Raw genomic sequence first — 17715 nt, forward strand, 5'->3', positions numbered from 1 at the left:
ATGGCTTACAGCATTCAGTTAACCCAACTGGAAGAATATTGTCGGGTTAACTTTCATGCCATGGCCTGTGTATGTGAGGTCTTGCTAGACACACAAGACCCACAGCAGGCCCTCACCCTCGGGCAAATGGCCAGAGATGAGTGTCAACGGTTGGAGCACAAGCTGTCACGTTATCGCAGTGATAATCCGGTAGCAGCGATAAATCAAGCTGCTGGCCAAACCACTATTGTTGATCAAGAAGTGGCCCATTTGTTGGACTTTGCCGACGAGTTATATCACTTATCCGATGGTCGATTCGATATTACTTCGGGTATTTTACGTCGAGCCTGGACATTTGATGGGTCGGATCATATTCCAGAGCAGAAAACTATAGAAGCGCTGCTGCCTTATATTGGTTGGCATAAGGTTCGCTGGCGTCGCCCAGCGTTGACCTTACCCGCCGGGATGGAAATTGACTTCGGTGGTATTGGTAAGGAATTAGCTGTTGATAAAGTATTTGCCATGCTGGAACAGCATTTTGATGGTGCCATGCTGGTCAATTTTGGCGGAGACTTGCGTGCCCGAGGGCCATGTAAAAATGGAGTGTCATGGCAAGTGGGTGTTGAAAAAGTGTCGAGCAAACAGCCTGATTTGTTGCAGCTAAACACCGGCGCTATTGCCACCAGCGGTGACAGCCAGCGTTACTTATTACGCGATGGTATTCGTTACAGTCATATTTTAGACCCCAGATCTGGCTGGCCGGTGGCCAATGCGCCTCATGCCATTACTGTTTGTGCCAAAACTTGTGTTCAGGCGGGAGTATTGTCAACCTTAGCGGCGATGATGGGCGAGCAAGCAGAAGAATTTTTGCAGCAACAAGATATTCAGTTTTGGAGTATGCGTTGATGCGTTTGTTGGTCGTTGAAGATGATGCCATGTTGGGTAAAAGTCTACAAACTGCATTGCAGCAACAACGCTATCAAGTTGATTGGGTCGACAATGGTATCGCTGCGCTATCCGTGTTGCAGGCCGAGAGTTTTGATTTGGTGATCATGGATCTGGGTTTACCAGGCTTAGATGGTATTCGAGTGATTGAAGAGCTTCGTGCTCAAAAGTTGTCGTTGCCTATTTTGATTCTAACAGCACGAGATCAGGTGCAAGATAAAATCCGCGGCCTGGACGCCGGTGCTGATGATTATTTACTAAAACCCTTTGATCTTAACGAACTATTTGCTCGTTTACGTGCTTTAACACGTCGTACCGCTAGCAGCATTAGTAATGAACTGTGTTTTTCCGGTATTGTCCTTAATCAAGATAATTATCAAGTATCCTTTCACGGCAAAGAATTATCGCTGTCACGGCGAGAAATGCGTTTGCTGGAAGTGTTTCTTAGTCGCCCTGGCCAGGTTTATACCCGTCAGCAGTTGGAGCAAGCCATGTATGGTAGTGGTGAAGAAGTAGAAAGCAATGCGTTAGAGGTTCATATTCATCACTTGCGTAAGAAGTTCTACACCGACTTGATTAAAACGGTTCGAGGTGTGGGCTATCGTCTGAATCCAGAACCACCACGATGATTCTGTCAATTCGTACGACATTACTACTGCTATTATTTCTAACGTTACTGTTGGCCATCGCCATGAATAGTGTGTTGGCCACTATAGTGACACATCATGAAGTGAATGAAGTATTTGATGCGGAATTAGCGCTATCAGCAAAAATCATTAAAGGTTTATTGAGTGAGGGAAATCTTGCTGACGACTTGCCACGAATTGCTGCTGCATTTGACGAATCTCTAGGTACGGTACAGTCTGCGCAACCTGAGCTAGAAGCCTACGAACGTACTCGTTTGATTCAAATATGGAGACAAGATGGCAGTGAACTCTTGTTTCGCTCTCCAGGTGCACCTCAGTACGCTTTGGCTCCTATGCATAAAGGCTATTATCATCACGACAGTCAAGGTCAGGAATGGATGGTATATGTTACTGACTTGCCGACCATCAACAGCTGGTTAATGGTTGGTGAGTATCCTTATGGCAGGGAAGAAATCAGTGAAAACCTCGGCTCCGTATTACTGATGTCAGGTATGGTGGCGCTTATCTTCTGCACGTTAATTGCGTTAGCGGCTATTGAATATGGATTATACCCGTTACGTGAGTTAGCGACCTCTTTAAAGTTGCGATCGTTAACCAATCTTTCGCCAGTGACTTTGCTGAGAAATCCTATTGAATTGCAGCCGGTTATCGACGACATCAACAAAATGTTTCGTCGAATGCAGCAAGGATTAGACAGTGAACGAAGATTTATAGCGGATGCCGCTCATGAATTGCGTACACCCTTAAGCGTTATAAAGCTACAAACGCAAACCTTGCAGCGGCAAAATATTGCAACCATGACGGAACCCTTGCAACAGTTGGAGGCGAGTGTCGATCGTTCGACCAGAGTGATTGAGCAGCTGTTGTTATTAGCACAACTCGATCACCCTGAGCATACATTGCAAGCTACATTGCAGGATATTGTTGAGTTAAGTCGTATAACACTGGCCCATATGCACTATCGGGCTGAAAAGGCTGGCTGTGATCTCAGCTTTCACAGCGACAATGAGGTTGTTAACGTGATGATAAACAGCACATTATTTGATATTGCGCTGAGTAATTTATTGGGCAATGCTGTGCGTTATGGAGCCGGACAACCCATTCAGGTTAGTTTGACCACCTTATTAGATCATTACTGTGTGTGCGTTAGGGATCTTGGTCCAGGTGTTCATGTGGATGAGTTAGAGCATATTCAACAACGCTTTTATCGAGTTGATGGCCTACGTGGCGATGGAGCCGGGCTCGGGTTGTCAATTGTTAGTCGTATTATGGAGGTTCACGGAGGATATCTGGATATTTACAATCATCCAGCTGGCGGTCTGGCCGTAAGTTTGTATTTTCTTAAGGCCTAATGATCGCTGAGTTAGGACTTTATTGCTTAAGTATTGAGGTAAGTAATGTGCATTAATTCCATCCTATATTTTACTACTTATCTCACCTATATTTCCCGTTAATGACAAAGCTTAATAGATGACACAAGGTGCCAATCTCCTCAAACTACTTTAAAGCATAGTGTGACATGGATATGGTGATGATAAGTCATCACATAGAGATTGAGTAAGATGGGCGATAAGTTATCAGATGATGCGATCCAAGCGGCGCTGATCACCTTACCTCAATGGCAGCAGCTGCTGCTCGAGGGTGTTGCGGCTTTGCAAAAGGACTTTCGCTTTGACAATTTTGCCGAGGCTATGGTGTTTGCACAAAAAGTAGCCAAACTGGCCGACGAGCAAAACCATCATCCGCAACTAACCATTCGTTATGGCCATGTTGAGGTATTGTGGTGGTCCCATGATATCAATGGTATTAGTCAGCGTGATATTCGTTTGGCACAGTTGTGTGAAACGCTGTAGCCAATGCAAAGGCCTATGAACACTAACTCGATCACGCTGTTATGAGCTGAATATTGCTCAACTAAGGCGTAAAGATGGATATTTAGTGAATTAGATGAATGATGAGCGCTGCAGGTTGAGGGATGTTCAGCCACCGACGGGCAGGAGTCCATTTTCCTCTGAGCTGTGTTATTGATGATTAGTTCCAGGGCTAAACGGTGCAGCTAATGCCTCACCCGAGAAAAGCTGACTCTAGCAACAAAGACCAACCCAGTGTTAATTGGCCCTAGGAAAATTCACTTAGGTGGCCATCGCCATAGGCCGCTTGCAGCCTGAGATGTCTTAGGACGCTCGTCAATTTGCCATACCTTTGTCATAGTTTTTAACGGAATTGTCATTTATCGACGCTAGGCTGCCCTCTCCTGACCGTACTTGGGTTCAATGAGAGAGATAAAACATGGACACGATGATGAAGTCGCGCCTGGTTCAGGCGATGATGATCGCAGCAGCAGCGACCGCAGTAACCGGCTGTGGCAGCGACGATGATGACAACGATAGCCTGCCTGAAAGCCGTGTAATCAACTTTGCAGGCGTTGAAGCTCCAGCGACCGATGCCGAAAAGCGCGTTATCCTCGCATCCGCGGCGACAGTAGAAGACAAAACCTATGCTGGCGAATACCGTACCTTCTTACGCTCGGGCGAAGATAAAAGCGGCATGCAGTTTGGACAGTTGGTGGATAAAACCGGCGCTGTGTTAAAAGCTGAAGATGGCTCGTCACGCATTTCGGACTCTAACGAGTTCACATCTATCTTGCCTGTAGGCGACAAGCTGTTCTCTGTCTCGCAATTTGAAGATCGCCCCGGTGCCATGTTCTTGATGGAATTGGATCAGGATGATCAGGGCATTCTGTCCGTTAAATCGTTGCAGCAAATCGACCAGTCTGGTGTTGATGGCGGTTGGGTACATTGTGCAGGTTCCGTTACTCCATGGACAACCCATCTGGCTTCAGAAGAATACGAGCCCAATGCTCGCAGTTTAATTAGCGGAGCAGACGCGGCTGAAGACGGTTACAGCGCTGGCATGCTGGATTACTACGCTGATATCAATCAATGGAATCCGTACTTCTATGGCTGGAACATTGAAGTGGCGGTCGATGAGAGCGCTGCGGTCACTACTACTAAGCACTATGCCATGGGTCGATTAGCATTTGAGCTGTCGTATGTGATGCCGGATCAGAAAACCGTATACATGACGGACGATGGCACTAACGTCGGTTTTTATATGTTTGTTGCTGATAACAAAGGCGACCTCAGCTCAGGTACTACCTATGCTGCGGTATGGAAGCAAACTTCAGCAGCAGGCGTAGGCGCAGCAAACTTAGAATGGGTTAGCTTAGGCCATGCCAGCAATGCTGAATTAAAAGATTATGTGCACGGTACCAATGGTAAGCCTGCGGTTAAATTTGCCGATATTTTTGATGCCGTTGAGCCCGAAGCCAATGTATGTCCGGTTGGTTACAGCTCAGTGAATGCTGGTGGCAACGGTCAGGAATGTTTGAAAGTGAAAGACGGCATGGAAAAGGTGGCGTCACGTTTTGAAACCCGTCGCTATGCTGCCATGATGGGAGCCACCACAGAATTCCGCAAGGAAGAAGGGGTGACCTTCGATAGCAAACGCAACAAGCTGTACGTTGCAATGTCTTCTGTTGAACGTGGTATGGAAGACTTTAAAAAGAATGGCAACCAAAGTAACTCTTATGACTTGGGTGGGCCAAATCATATTCGTTTAGACAGCTACAACAAGTGCGGTGCTGTGTATGAATTGGATCTGGCACGCAGTGAAAGTAAAGGTTCCGATTTTGTTGCGATCAGCATGAAAGGTTTATTGGCTGGCCGCCCTGTATCTGAGCAAGACCCACAGTTAGCTGGTTTTGAAGACAACAACAGCTGTCACATCAACGGCTTGGCCAATCCAGACAACGTTACTTATATGTCTGGTTACGATCAGCTGATTATTGGCGAAGACACTGGTAGTGGCCACCAGAACGATGTTATCTGGGCTTATGACTTTGCTGATCAGTCACTGACGCGTATTCAAACCACGCCATATGGTGCAGAAACCACGTCACCTTACTGGTATCCAAATATTAATGGCTGGGCCTACCTGACCTCGGTAGTTCAGCACCCGTACGGCGAATCTGATGGTGATAAAGACACAGGTGCCGGTGAAGCACGTGCCTACACAGGTTACATGGGGCCTTTCCCTGCGGTGAAGCAATAATCTGAGCGATGTTATACAGGACGGCTTTGGCCGTCCTTTTTTGGTTTTGGAGAGTGTCATGAAAAAATCTATGGGCCTGATCGCTGTATTGTTGTTGAGCGGCTGTTTTAATGATCAGGATGATTCTGCTGCAATGGCCAGCAAAGCAAATAGCACGTCAACCGGCAGTGAAAAAATAGCCACCAATAATCTTAAATTCGGTACCTTGGTTGATTTAAGCCACGATCGCAGTGCCAACCCGGTAGCCTACATACCGCCGCAATGTTATACCGACCCCGTGACAGCAGAAGGCAGTCAGAACCCTTGTTATGTTTGCCATACTGACAGCAAACGCCCTAATTTCCTAAATGACACCGATGTGCAGCAAAGCTATAGCTTTCCAGAACCTGGTTATAAAAACTATTGGACCAACCTATTTAAAGATCGCCGCGATGAGATAGCAGCCATTAGCGATGATGGCATCTTGCAGTATGTGCGTGAAGACAACTACAAAACCGAAAATGGCGACATAATTCTGGCACAGAAGTTACAGCAGCTACCATCGGCCTGGGATAGGAATGGCAACGGCCAGTGGGATGGCTACGTACCCGATGTGTATTTTAACTTTGATGACGAAGGTTTTGATCGTGCCCCTGATGGTCAAATAACGGGCTGGCGTGTTTATGCCTATTATCCTTTTCCAGGCACATTTATGCCGACTAATGGCTCAACGGATGATGTGATGATTCGTTTGCCTGAGCCATTTCGCCAGAACCGTAATGGCGAGTTCGATAAGGACATTTACAAATTAAATTTGGCGATTGCCGAGGCCATAGCTAGAGAAAAGGACGTACCTTTTGGTCCTGTGGATGAAACTCAAGTGGGTGTCGATCTAAACAAAGATGGTGTGTTGAGTATCAGCTCAGTGATTCGTTACGATTGGGCACCGCTGCAAGATCGCCATATGTACTATGTTGGCTTGGCAGGTGAGCTGCAAAAAGCCGGTGAGGTCAAAGCCGCAGCACGACTGTTGCCAGTTGGAACCGAGTTTGCTCACAGTGTGCGCTATATCGATGTTACCGAGCAGGGGGCTGTAATGGCCAAGCGCATGAAAGAGTTCCGCTATGGTAAAAAAGCATTTTGGCGTAACTATCATCAGCTACGTACCGTGGTTGATAACGAAGTTAAAGAGCGCCACGATTTTCCTGATCGAACTAAACAGGTAACCGGCAATGCAGAGCAAGGTTTAACGGTGGCTCATGGTTGGACATATCAAGGCTTTATTGAAGACGATGCTGGCGAGTTAAGGCCGCAAACCTATGAAGAAACCTACTTCTGTGCTGGTTGTCACGGTGGTATGGGAGCCAGCAACGACACTATTATCTCGCTGGAACGTAAGTTTGATCATGGTAGCTTTAAAGATGGTTGGTATCACTGGAGCGAAAAAGGCCTAGCTGGAGTAGCTGATCCCAAGCGCGAAGATGGTCAGGGGGAATACGCGTTTTATTTGATGAATAATCCAACTGGCAACGAATATCGCAACAATATGGACGTGTTTAATACTTTCTTTAATGCCGATAAAACACCTAACAAAGCTGCCTTTGCAAAGCTCGAATCAGATATCTCGTTTCTACTTATGCCCTCTGCAGAGCGTGCTTTGCAATTGAATAAGGCTTACCAAGTTATCGTAAAAGAGCAAAGCTTTGCCCTAGGGCGGGATGCGGTTGTGGCACCGCTGACCAACGTTCACCAACAGGTTGAGCTGGACAGCGATACTGGTATCGATACCGTACTTAGCTATTACTAATTTGATAGCAGGGTGTATATTGGCCGCTGATTTTCATGCGGCCATTATCCACCATGGCTTTCAATAAGGCATCCATGCCGGCCATAATGCCAGCGTCACCACTAAGCTGAAACGGCCCATGCTTTCTAACTTCAGTAACGCCTGACTCCTTCACATTCCCTGCGACTATGCCAGAAAAAGCACGGCGTAAATTGGCGGCCAGTTCATGTTCTGGCAAATCTTTATTTAAATCTAGTGTTGCCATCGCTTCATGGGTGGGTTCAAATGGATGCTGAAAGTCGGCATCGATATTGAGACGCCAATTAAAGAAATAGGCATCGTTTTCACGCCTGCGATATGCCTGCACATCTTTCAGTGTTTGCTTAATCGTTCGGGCAACTTCAGCGGGATTATCAATGATCAGTTGATAGCGCTTCTGTGCCGAGCTACCCAGGCAGGTGCCAATAAAGGCATCAATGGCGCGTAAATAGCTCTCTGCCTCTTTAGGGCCGGTAAGCACCACAGGAAAAGGCATTTCTTGATTGTTTGGGTGTGACAGAACACCGAGTAGGTATAACAGCTCTTCAGCGGTGCCTGGGCCGCCAGGGAAAATGACAATGGCATGTGCCATACGAACGAAAGCTTCAAGGCGTTTTTCTATGTCTGGTAAGATCACCAGCTCATTAACGATTGGGTTGGGCGCTTCGGTAGCAATAATGCCAGGTTCAGTAATACCGATATAACGACCATCACAAATATGCTGTTTGGCATGGCCAATAGCTGCACCTTTCATTGGCCCTTTCATCGCACCTGGGCCGCAGCCGGTGCCAATGTTAAGGCCACGCAGTCCCAACTGATAACCCACTTGCTTAGTGTATTCGTATTCGTGACGTGGAATGGAATGGCCACCCCAACAGATCACCAGGTTTGGTTCCATATCGGGAAGCAATACCCCAGCGTTACGTAATAAATGAAACACGGCATTGGTGATGTCTTCGGAGTTATTTAGATCAAACCTATGCGCCCTTAAGATGGAATCCTGAGCGTACAATACATCGCGCAGTACTGAGAATAACTGCTCTCTAACACCGCGAATCATTTCATCATCAACAAATGCTGATGCGGGAGGATTGGTTAAATTTAATACTATGCCGCGGTCCTGCTGCAGCACTTCAATATTGAAGTGGCGATAGTCTTGCTCTAGGTCGAGATAATCATCGGTGCCGTTACCGGCATTTAATACGGCGTAACAACAGCGTCGAACCAGTTCATGGGTTTCACTGTTGGTGTCGGTTAGTTGCTGAATTTCGTAGCGTGATAAAACGCGCAGGTGGGTTTTTGGATGGACAAGTTGGTAATTTTTGATCATGGCTACTCCTTAATTCCTGATGATCAGGCCCATAATTCCATCGGGCCGTAGTGACTCAGGGTACGCAAAATATCGGATGGTGTCAGGATGCCGCACAATTGTTGCTGATCGTTCACGACTGGCAAAGCGCCAATATTGTATTGATACAGGGTTTGTGCAGCTTGGCGAATGTCAGCGCTTGCTTGTATGCAAACCACCGGATGACTGGCATAGCGACTAACGGGATGGTGCTGAATATCGGTGTGTTTCAACATGGCATTGAGGGCATCGCGATCCGATAAAATACCATGCACCTTCAGATCATTGTCTACCACTGGAAAATGATGAAAACTGCTGTGCTGAAATCGCCTTAGTGCCAGGCCCAAGCTGTCTCCAGGTGCCAGAGTTTCCACCTGCGGTGACATAATATCCTGTACATAGGCGACGGGTTGCGGTGGCCGCTGCTGGGCATGCTGATATGCCGAGCCAGATTGGCTTTCATAGCTGTGCACGGCGGCATGCTCGTCATGAACCGTGTCGCTGGGGGACGTTTTTTCGGTCCGCAACCGGTCGGGGCGTGGCGGTGTTTCTATTCTTCGCCCCATATCGAAGACAACCAGTGACATACTTTGCTTCGCTCCTTGGCGGTAACACAGAGAACCTGACAGGCCATACTGTGTGATAGATCAAAGTCACACTAAGCATAGCGCCAATGGCGTTGCTTCTCATCCGCTGCCGTTTACTGAACAAGGGTTTTGTATACTGAGCTCAGTTGCAGACTAATAACGTGGCGGTAAACAGCGCGACCAGATCACGGTTTTGCACAGTCGAAACTGCCGTAGCTCGGACAGAGACGGTCTCTAAATGGCCCTATCAGTACATGAGTTTTTAGACGATAGGTTGAGTAAAGTGGCCTACGCACTTCGTTTGAGCAATGTGCGCAATGATGGCCACAGTCATAGCTATCTTCGTCAGATGAACAAACTTTGAGTCTCCGGACTGTATCTTTGCTGACATAAAAACGCCTAGGTAGATTAAAAGCACAGTCACAGGGGAGTGGAGCTGGTATTATCTGCGCCCTTATTTGACGCCCGTTATGGGCAAATACTCTAGAGAAGAAAGCATTTTTATGGAACGTGTGTACCGTTTAACCATCTCCTGTCCTGACCGTGTTGGCATTGTTGCCAAAGTAGGGCAGTTCCTGTCCGGCCATGGTGGCTGGATTGTGGAAGCGAATCACTATTCCGATTTGGCCAGTGGTCAGTTTTTTATGCGCCATTGCATCAAGGCTGACAGCATGCCGTTGAGCTTGGAGCAGTTTAAACAGGAATTTGCACCGATTGCGGCTGAGTTTGATATGCAATGGGACGTTAAAGATTCTGGCATACCGAAAAAAGTTATCTTGATGGCCAGCCGTGAAAGCCATTGTTTGGCAGACTTGCTGCATCGCTGGCATAGCCAGGAATTAGATTGTGATATTCCTTGTGTGATCTCTAATCACGATACTTTACGCTCTATGGTGGAGTGGCATGGCATTCCGTTTTTCCATGTACCTGTTGATGCAAGTAATAAGGAAGAGCATTTCCGTCGCGTCAGCGCCATTGTTGATGAACATAATGCGGATACCATAGTGTTGGCTCGTTATATGCAAATTTTGCCCAGCGACTTATGCCAGCGCTACGCCGGCCAGGTAATCAACATTCACCACAGCTTTTTACCGTCATTTGTGGGCGCCAAACCTTATCACCAAGCAGCAGAACGTGGCGTGAAACTGATCGGTGCCACCTGCCATTACGTCACCGAAGAGTTGGATGCCGGGCCAATTATTGATCAGGATGTGATTCGCGTATCCCATCAAGATACCGTCGAAGACATGGTGCGCCTTGGCAAAGACGTGGAGAAAATGGTGCTGGCGCGTGGTGTTCGCAGCCATTTGGAAGATCGGGTGTTGCGCCACGGCAATAAAACGATTGTGTTTTAATTATGCGGCCGCCACTGCGATCAACGCCATTTGATGCGACCTTGGAACACTGGACCAGACGTTTATTTGTGGTCTGTTTGCTTGGGATGGCGGCTTTGTTTATTTATACCTATGTCGAGGCACGCTGCAACTGTCGCGACTGGTGTCGGCAGCAAGGTGGCTGGATGCAGGCCTTTGATTTTGAAATGGATTCGCGCTTTCACTCGGTGCCAGATCGCTGCTGGTGTCAGTTGAATGATGAAATCAAAGAGTTTGCTTTGTAACACCCTGGAATCGGCTGGGTGCCTGCTGTCAGAATCAGCATGGCGGATGGGGAAGAGCGTCCTGCTCTTCTTCTTTAATCGTCCTGAATGTTAGTCGTATTGGCCGCGCCCTTCGCGGAAGCGTCGTGGTGACTTGCCAAACCACTGGCGAAACGCACGGCCAAAGTTAGCTGGATCTGAATAGCCTAATACATAGCCCACCTGTTGCACGGTAAGTCGGGTATTTAATAAATACTCCAGCGCTTTTTGCTGGCGCCACTGCTCCACCAGTTGTTGATAACTCCAACCTTCATCACGCAGACGACGTCGTAGCGTACGTGCCGATAGCGCCATGCGCTCAGCCACTTGTTCAATATTGGGATAGCGGCCGCGCACGTGAGTAAGCAAGTGTTCAATTTGCACACAGAACGGGGCATTGATATCACGTTGACTGAGTGGTCTGGAGAGACTCTTTCTATCGAATAACAGCTGATTTTGGCTGCAGTGAAAGTTCACCGGGCAAGCAAAAAATACTGTATACAGAGCCTGGTGGGCAGGCTCGGTAAAATCGAGCTGCACTTCTTGGGGGTGGCAGCGATTATCGGAAATATAGGCCAAAACACCGTTAATCAGACTCGCGCTGAACTCCAGCAATATGGGTTCTATTTTTTGCACCGGTTGAGTGGCGCTGATACTCAAGCGAGTCAGATCGGCATGATGGTCCAAGTCAAACTGTAGCAGCGGCATATGTTGCGCCAGTAGTGTGCACAGGCGCTGCAGTGCTGTTAGCAGGTCTGGACTGTTATCCGTACAACTATTCACTAGGTCGTAGCAGGATAAAAACCATTGACTGCCCAGATAGAGCCCCAATGCGGGTTCATCCATTTCACTGGCAGCTGTATTGAGTGCCTGCTGGCACTGTTTGTCGGACATGGGTTGCATGGCGGCGTGAGGATTCAGTCGAGTGGCTAGCAGTACCGCATCTGGGTCACCACTGCGCCAGCGGACCAAATCCATCAAACACTGTAAGGCCGGCTGAGAGACTAAGCCGGATGAAGAAGTAGAAACAAGGGTCATGATAAATCGATAAAAATCTGCAAGATGTAGGAATCTGTAGTTGGGGTCAATTGCCCATTAGTCGCAGCCTAGACTCTAATAGGGCAATTGACTTGGAGCTGCTGCGACTGACACTTACTGATACTTTTTTCGTAAAACTGCAATCTAGTTTTGTTAGGCTTGCCACACCTTTAAACCTTATTGAGTATATGGTTAATGATGTCAAGAAAACTTATTGTTTCTATTCACCTGTATCTGGCAGCCTTCTTCGCGCCCATGGTCATTATTATGGCAATCTCTGGTGGCTTGTACTTGTTTGGCATAAAAGGAAACATGAATTATCAGCCGCTGCAGACGTTGGAGGCACCGACCTGGTCTGACGTCAGGGCTGAGCGTCAGCAGCAACTTAAACAATTGCTGCAAGATGCGCAACTGGATGCTGGGTTTGAATACGTGAAAGAAAAAGGTGATACCTGGTATACCCGCCCCACCAGTCGCCAGCATTATAAAATTGAATTACAGGGGAGTCGCGTCAGTATTGCTGAGGCCAATCCAGACTTGCAGGCCATGATAATGGAGTTGCACAAGGGTCATGGGCCGGGGTGGTTTAAGTGGTTGGAAAAATTATTTGCGATTGCCCTAGTGGTTGTCATGCTGTCGGGTATGGCGTTGGGATTGCTGTCACCTATGTTTAAAAAGCAGACTGTGATATTGAGTTGCTCGGGTATTTTAGCTTTTGCAGTGTTGGCGCTGATATAGTCTGGACTGCAGGTGGTTGCTTAGCCACAGCCACTGTACTTCTTGTGTGAGAATGCCGATTGCAAAACGGCAGGCGTAACAGGATTGCTCTGCAATGGGGGACTAATATGCCCGTCCATGTCGCGCTCTGTTATCTACGACAGAGCGTATGTTTACCTTGGAGTCTGGCTAAAAAAATCAAAAATATTTCTGAGCTAACCAGTCAATTCATGCTGCGCAGTGGTGTCGTTGGTGATCACTATTTTGAGAAATACCGCTTTGAGTCTGACCCGCTTATCTTGTCTGAGTTGGCTCAGGATCTGGAATCGAGCTTGATGCTTGATAGAATTACTTTGAGCCAAGGTCATAGCGATAAGTTGTGCTATCTTGATTGAACTGGTGGGGTACAAGCCCCACTTTATTCAACACATGTGATGACGCTAGATTGTCTTTGGCAACGCCCGCGAACAACTGCTGCCATGGTGTATTTTGCTTTGCCATGGCAATAAAACCCTGTAACAGTTCGCTAGCGAGACCTTGCCCCCAGTACGCTTGCGCCAGCAAGTATCCAATATGAGCATTACTGCCATCGGGGCTAGCGATAAGCATCAAACCCAGCAATGACTGCTGCTGTTGCAACAGCAACACATGTCCTTCGTTCAGGCTGCGCTGCAGCCAATGCTCAGCCTTTTCTGGACTATCAATACCATGAAAATAGTCTGGTAAGTGTTCAACCACGGCAGCGGATAACAAGGTGGGCAATGCAGGCAGCAGCCTTTGACGATCACTATCGGTCAAAGGCTGACGAATTTCTTTGGCAGTGATTCGCTGAGTGCAAAATCCGAGCGGGTAACGGGAGCTCATAATCAGTACTAATGGCAACCTTGATAGTTAGAATACTAGGGCCGGTTGCAATGGACAGATCTCTTGATTGACCAGTGTCAGGTTGGTGTTGCAATCCCACTCCACATAAGTACCACCGCTAGAAAACTGTGGCGTCATGCGCAGTACTGTTGGTTCACCATGATCATCAGTAGCTTCCACTGTGATTACACCATCAACGACTTTTACCCGATTGTACTTTTTGTGTTGCAGGTAGTCTGGCGTGTCTAACCCCATGGTGGCCATGTTTGCAGGGAACTCACCAAAGCGTCGGGCGTGCTCGTCTGTTTTTAGCTTAATGGGCATCACTGCCTGAAAAATGGCCGAAAATTGTGCGCTACGCTGATAATCTGGTTGGCTGTCCAGTAATGCTTGCTCAGTCGATTCGTTTTGCGGTGGTGTGATCTCTGTATCTGAACTCTGTTGGCAGTCCCAGCCCCAGGCTTGTTGTTTCTGCATAAATTGCTCAGCTTTTTTTTCACAAAAGCCGACGGATTTACTGGCTTGCCACAGTGTTTGTTGTTGGCCGTCTTTTTGGTAGCGCACTTCACACGGAACCGCGGCGCCCTCGGTTAAATACACCACGCTGATCTGTCTTTGCTGATCTTTGTGGGTACAAATATAGTTACTCGCCATGGCTGTGTGGCTGGCCATCAGTGGTAACAGCGCCCATAACATAGTTTTAGCGGAATTCATGTGAAGGCTTCCCTGTAATTGAAGGGCTGCGTGCAGTGGCGCAACCGAATGTGTCTGAATTGGTCTTAGGGGCGTATCCTATGTCCATCGCTGCACGCTTTCCAGCGCTGATGTGTCGCTATCGCCTGACTGTGAACATGGTCTGCTTGAATATGAGGACTGGATCTCACCAGATGGCCATTTAACAGAATTGATATCAGGCATTTGGCTTACTTTGCACTGCTGAGTGGTGTTGCTGTTGGTCCTGAGAGTGTCGTTGCTGGTGGCTAAGATAAGGTCAGTTGAATCTATTTTGTTGGGAAAACAGGCAATGAAAAGCATGGCGAGCGCAGTCAGATTAATATTGTTTATATCAATATCGCTTCCGGTACGAGCAAATCCATCGTTAGATTGGTCAACGTCTCGCAGTGATTATGGCTTGCAGCAAAGTGCACAATTTGATCGATACATATTGGCGCGCTCTGATGACGATTTTTCAAACAGCCAAGTTTATCAATCATTGCTTGAAGCCGATGGCAGCTTTTCAAAGCCTTCGATAGTGGATTTAGGACCTGCAGAATACCGCTATTCTGACCCTATGATCAGCGCAGATGGTCAGACATTATTATATATTTCTGACCGCCCTCTGAGCGTTGATGATGATCGCTCTGATTATAATATTTGGCAGGCTAACTGGCAGCAAGGTCGCTGGCAGACCCAAGGACCGTTGCCGTTAACAATTAATTCGGAACATGACGAGCTGGGACCAGAAATTCATGGTCAGACGTTGTTTTTTAGCTCAGATCGGAATGGACGGTTACAGCTGTATCAGGCTGATTTATCCACTTCGCCTGTTTCCGTCAGCTTGTTTGAGCCGCTAAAACATATGGCCGGGCAAGTGAGTGATTTAACTTTTTCACCCGATGGACAACTGGCGGTGTTTTGGCAGTTACCGCCGAATACAAAGCATACTGAACTGATGGCTATGCGCTGGGCTGATGGACAGTGGCAATCACCGCAGTCATTGAAGCCATTTGTTCCAGCTTCTGGGCATATATTTACCCCCCAATTTTCGGCCGACGCTCGTTGGTTATATTATGCCGCATCCGGCGATGAGCAATCAGACCTGGACATATATCGTATCGCCACGGACAAAGCCTTTCCTCAGTCTTGGTATACTGCACATCTCGCTGCCAAAGTTTTGCCACTACTAGCACCACCAGAGTTTTTTGCTGGGTTGATGGGGTTTTCGTTTGACCTATTCATTGACCAGCCAAACCAAGCGGTTACTCGCAATCATACTTCAATGCTGTTTTCACCCTTCTCTATTTGTCAGCTCAGTGGTGATTTGCAGCGCTGGAGTGATGGCCTCACGGGATTTAAGCGTTACGGCGGGCAACCAGTAGAGACCATGTCGAAGGAAGAAGTCGATCAGTTGATGTCAGCAACGGAAGTTAATTTTGTTTATCTGCTAAAACAAAGACAGCCACGTTGGCGTGAAGTGTATGCTAGCGAAGCTGAGCAAGGCCGATTATTTAGACTGCAATTAAATACTGCATCGCCCTACAGTGTATTATTGGATAACAGTCTGCAAAAAATCGAGCAGCTGCGTTATGACGATGGTGTTATTGGTGTTGAGTCAGAGTATCAGCGCGTAGATCAGCTATGGTGGCCAATGCGGTTTCGTTTATTAAAGGACGATACCTCATTGGCCAGCGGACGCTTTGAGCAGGTGGCTCTTCAATCTTCTAATGCCTGCCAAGGGCTGTGGGATGAATTGGCCAATACACCTTAGCAGGACTCACGTAATAAGCGCTGCGCAGCAGTCTGATGACGGTGCATCAGCTTAGTCAGGTCACCGCCTAACCAGGTGCCGTCGAGTACTCGCCATTGGCCATGCACCATAACAGCATCGGCACGGTGGGCGCCGCTTAATACTAACGCTGCCAGTGGATCATGGCTGCCACTAAAACGTGGCTCATCGAGTTTAAACAGCGCTAAATCAGCCTTTTTGCCAACTGCTAATTGACCGATATCGGAGCGATTCAACAGTTGTGCCGACCCTCGAGTGGCTAGTGTGAGCGCCTCTATGTGACCGAAGCTATCGGCGGGGTAGCGCAGCCTTTGAATCAGTAGTGCCTGGCGGACTTCCTGCATCAGATTGCTGTGATCGTTAGAGGCGCTGCCATCGACCCCCAGCCCCACTGGACAGCCTGCCTGGAGTAGTTCATTGACAGGGCAAATGCCAGAAGCCAATAACATATTGGAAGAGGGGCAGTGGCAGATGCCGGTGTGCGTTTGGCCTAAACGGCGGATTTCTTCGCCAGTGAAATGAATGCCGTGGGCCAGCCAAGTGCGCGGTTGCAGCCAACCCACGGAATCGAGGTAATCGAGCGGGCGCAAACCAAAGCGTTGCAGGCAAAACGCGTTTTCATCTTCGGTTTCAGCTAGATGTGTATGCAGACCGACGTCGTAGTGTTGGGCCAGTTTGGCCGTGGCCGACATCAGCTCTGTAGTCACTGAAAAGGGTGAGCAGGGGGCAAGGGCAATCTCCACTAACTGCTGGCTGTCTTGTTGGTGCCAGCGTTGAATCAAACGCTCGCTGTCTTGCAGAATATGCTGCTCTGTTTGCACGACTTGCTTGGGCGGTAAACCACCCTCGTCTTCGCTAAGGGACATAGAGCCTCGAGTCAAGGTCGCGCGGATGCCCAGCTGCTTTGCAATCTGAGCTTGTTGATCAATGGCATCGTTTAGATGGTCGGGAAAAAAATAATGATGGTCAGCGGCGGTGGTACAGCCAGATAGTAGTAGTTCGACCAGTGCCAGTTCGGTTGCCAATGCGTGCCACTCTGAGGTTAGGCCAGCCCAGATGGGATATAGGCTTTTGAGCCAGGGGAAGAGTTTTTTATTAAGGGCGGCAGGGCAGGCACGGGTCAGGGTTTGATAAAAATGGTGATGACTGTTGATCAACCCTGGTAGCAGTACGTGTTCACTCGCATCCCACTGTGTATCCACATTGATGCTGGGCTGTTTACCAGCGGCTACCAGTTCGACAATGTGCCCATCGGCAATGACCACGCCATTGTCGGCATTTTCATCGTTGGCAGTGAAACAGGCGTTAGGGTGTTTGATCCAGATAGAGGTCACAGGCGTTTCCGTTTGATACGGTGCGACGCCACGCGCCGCACTCTGTTTAGAAAGGCACTTGGGGTGCCGTAAACAGCAGTGACTTGCGTGTTAATCTGCTGGTGGCAGTCTAACAAAGGCACAAATGAATGTCAGTGCTGCAATATCAAGGTTGCTTTGGCAGATAAGGCGCGAATAGCGTGCTGACAGCCTTGCTG

The 17715-nt window shown here is 48.1% G+C and carries 16 protein-coding genes; 10 read left to right on the plus strand and 6 right to left on the minus strand.

Annotated features, from left to right (window positions below; genetic code table 11):
• The 6 genes from AC55FS_RS04850 (at position 1) to AC55FS_RS04875 (ending at position 7470) form a co-directional block, all read left to right on the plus strand.
• Entirely contained in the window at positions 1-885 is an 885-nt protein-coding gene (locus AC55FS_RS04850; RefSeq protein WP_496934944.1) for an FAD:protein FMN transferase, read from the plus strand.
• Entirely contained in the window at positions 885-1553 is a 669-nt protein-coding gene (locus AC55FS_RS04855) for a response regulator transcription factor (RefSeq protein ID WP_496935941.1), read from the plus strand. Before AC55FS_RS04850 ends, AC55FS_RS04855 begins: the two co-directional genes overlap by 1 nt.
• Positions 1550-2923 (plus strand): ATP-binding protein, encoded by a 1374-nt coding sequence (locus AC55FS_RS04860; RefSeq protein ID WP_496934945.1) that lies wholly within the window; start codon positions 1550-1552, stop codon positions 2921-2923. Before AC55FS_RS04855 ends, AC55FS_RS04860 begins: the two co-directional genes overlap by 4 nt.
• Positions 2924-3133: 210 nt before the next feature.
• Positions 3134-3424, plus strand: coding sequence for a 4a-hydroxytetrahydrobiopterin dehydratase (locus AC55FS_RS04865; RefSeq protein WP_496934946.1), 291 nt, complete (start codon positions 3134-3136; stop codon positions 3422-3424).
• 436 nt (positions 3425-3860) lie between these two features.
• Positions 3861-5684: a PhoX family protein gene (locus AC55FS_RS04870; RefSeq protein ID WP_496934947.1), complete on the plus strand. Its 1824-nt coding sequence runs from the start codon at positions 3861-3863 to the stop codon at positions 5682-5684.
• Between the two features lie 58 nt (positions 5685-5742).
• The gene (locus AC55FS_RS04875; protein WP_496934948.1) at positions 5743-7470 is read left to right on the plus strand and encodes an Aq_1262 family (lipo)protein; all 1728 of its coding nucleotides are present in this window, start codon (positions 5743-5745) and stop codon (positions 7468-7470) included.
• Here the strand turns inward: AC55FS_RS04875 and ppnN are convergent.
• Positions 7457-8818: a nucleotide 5'-monophosphate nucleosidase PpnN gene (gene ppnN / locus AC55FS_RS04880; RefSeq protein ID WP_496934949.1), complete on the minus strand. Its 1362-nt coding sequence runs from the start codon at positions 8816-8818 to the stop codon at positions 7457-7459. The genes AC55FS_RS04875 and ppnN overlap by 14 nt on opposite strands.
• A gap of 23 nt (positions 8819-8841) precedes the next feature.
• Positions 8842-9423, minus strand: coding sequence for a CBS domain-containing protein (locus AC55FS_RS04885; protein WP_496934950.1), 582 nt, complete (start codon positions 9421-9423; stop codon positions 8842-8844).
• A gap of 503 nt (positions 9424-9926) precedes the next feature.
• On the opposite strand from AC55FS_RS04885, the gene purU reads away from it, so the two are divergent.
• Positions 9927-10778 carry a formyltetrahydrofolate deformylase gene (gene purU / locus AC55FS_RS04890; RefSeq protein WP_496934951.1) on the plus strand — a complete coding sequence of 284 codons (852 nt, stop codon included), beginning with the start codon at positions 9927-9929 and terminating at the stop codon, positions 10776-10778.
• 2 nt (positions 10779-10780) lie between these two features.
• Positions 10781-11041, plus strand: coding sequence for a hypothetical protein (locus AC55FS_RS04895; RefSeq protein ID WP_496934952.1), 261 nt, complete (start codon positions 10781-10783; stop codon positions 11039-11041).
• A 90-nt stretch (positions 11042-11131) separates the two neighbouring features.
• Here AC55FS_RS04895 and AC55FS_RS04900 read toward each other — a convergent pair whose 3' ends face one another.
• Positions 11132-12097 carry a helix-turn-helix transcriptional regulator gene (locus tag AC55FS_RS04900; RefSeq protein ID WP_496934953.1) on the minus strand — a complete coding sequence of 322 codons (966 nt, stop codon included), beginning with the start codon at positions 12095-12097 and terminating at the stop codon, positions 11132-11134.
• Between the two features lie 195 nt (positions 12098-12292).
• Here AC55FS_RS04900 and AC55FS_RS04905 point away from each other — a divergent pair, with 195 nt between their 5' ends.
• The gene (locus AC55FS_RS04905; RefSeq protein WP_496934954.1) at positions 12293-12835 is read left to right on the plus strand and encodes a PepSY-associated TM helix domain-containing protein; all 543 of its coding nucleotides are present in this window, start codon (positions 12293-12295) and stop codon (positions 12833-12835) included.
• A 327-nt stretch (positions 12836-13162) separates the two neighbouring features.
• Here AC55FS_RS04905 and AC55FS_RS04910 read toward each other — a convergent pair whose 3' ends face one another.
• Positions 13163-13678: a GNAT family N-acetyltransferase gene (locus tag AC55FS_RS04910; RefSeq protein WP_496934955.1), complete on the minus strand. Its 516-nt coding sequence runs from the start codon at positions 13676-13678 to the stop codon at positions 13163-13165.
• Between the two features lie 27 nt (positions 13679-13705).
• Positions 13706-14392, minus strand: a complete 687-nt coding sequence (locus AC55FS_RS04915) for a hypothetical protein (RefSeq protein WP_496934956.1) — start codon at positions 14390-14392, stop codon at positions 13706-13708.
• Positions 14393-14702: 310 nt separating this feature from the next.
• Between AC55FS_RS04915 and AC55FS_RS04920 the strand changes: the two genes are divergently transcribed.
• A complete protein-coding gene (locus tag AC55FS_RS04920) occupies positions 14703-16166 on the plus strand; it encodes a TolB family protein (protein WP_496934957.1) in 1464 nt (487 codons plus the stop codon).
• Here the strand turns inward: AC55FS_RS04920 and AC55FS_RS04925 are convergent.
• Positions 16163-17518, minus strand: a complete 1356-nt coding sequence (locus tag AC55FS_RS04925; RefSeq protein ID WP_496934958.1) for an 8-oxoguanine deaminase — start codon at positions 17516-17518, stop codon at positions 16163-16165. The two genes, AC55FS_RS04920 and AC55FS_RS04925, sit on opposite strands and share 4 nt — an antisense overlap.
• Between the last annotated feature and the right edge of the window lie 197 nt (positions 17519-17715).

The sequence above is a fragment of the Bacterioplanes sp. CLAM21 genome, assembly GCF_059641015.1.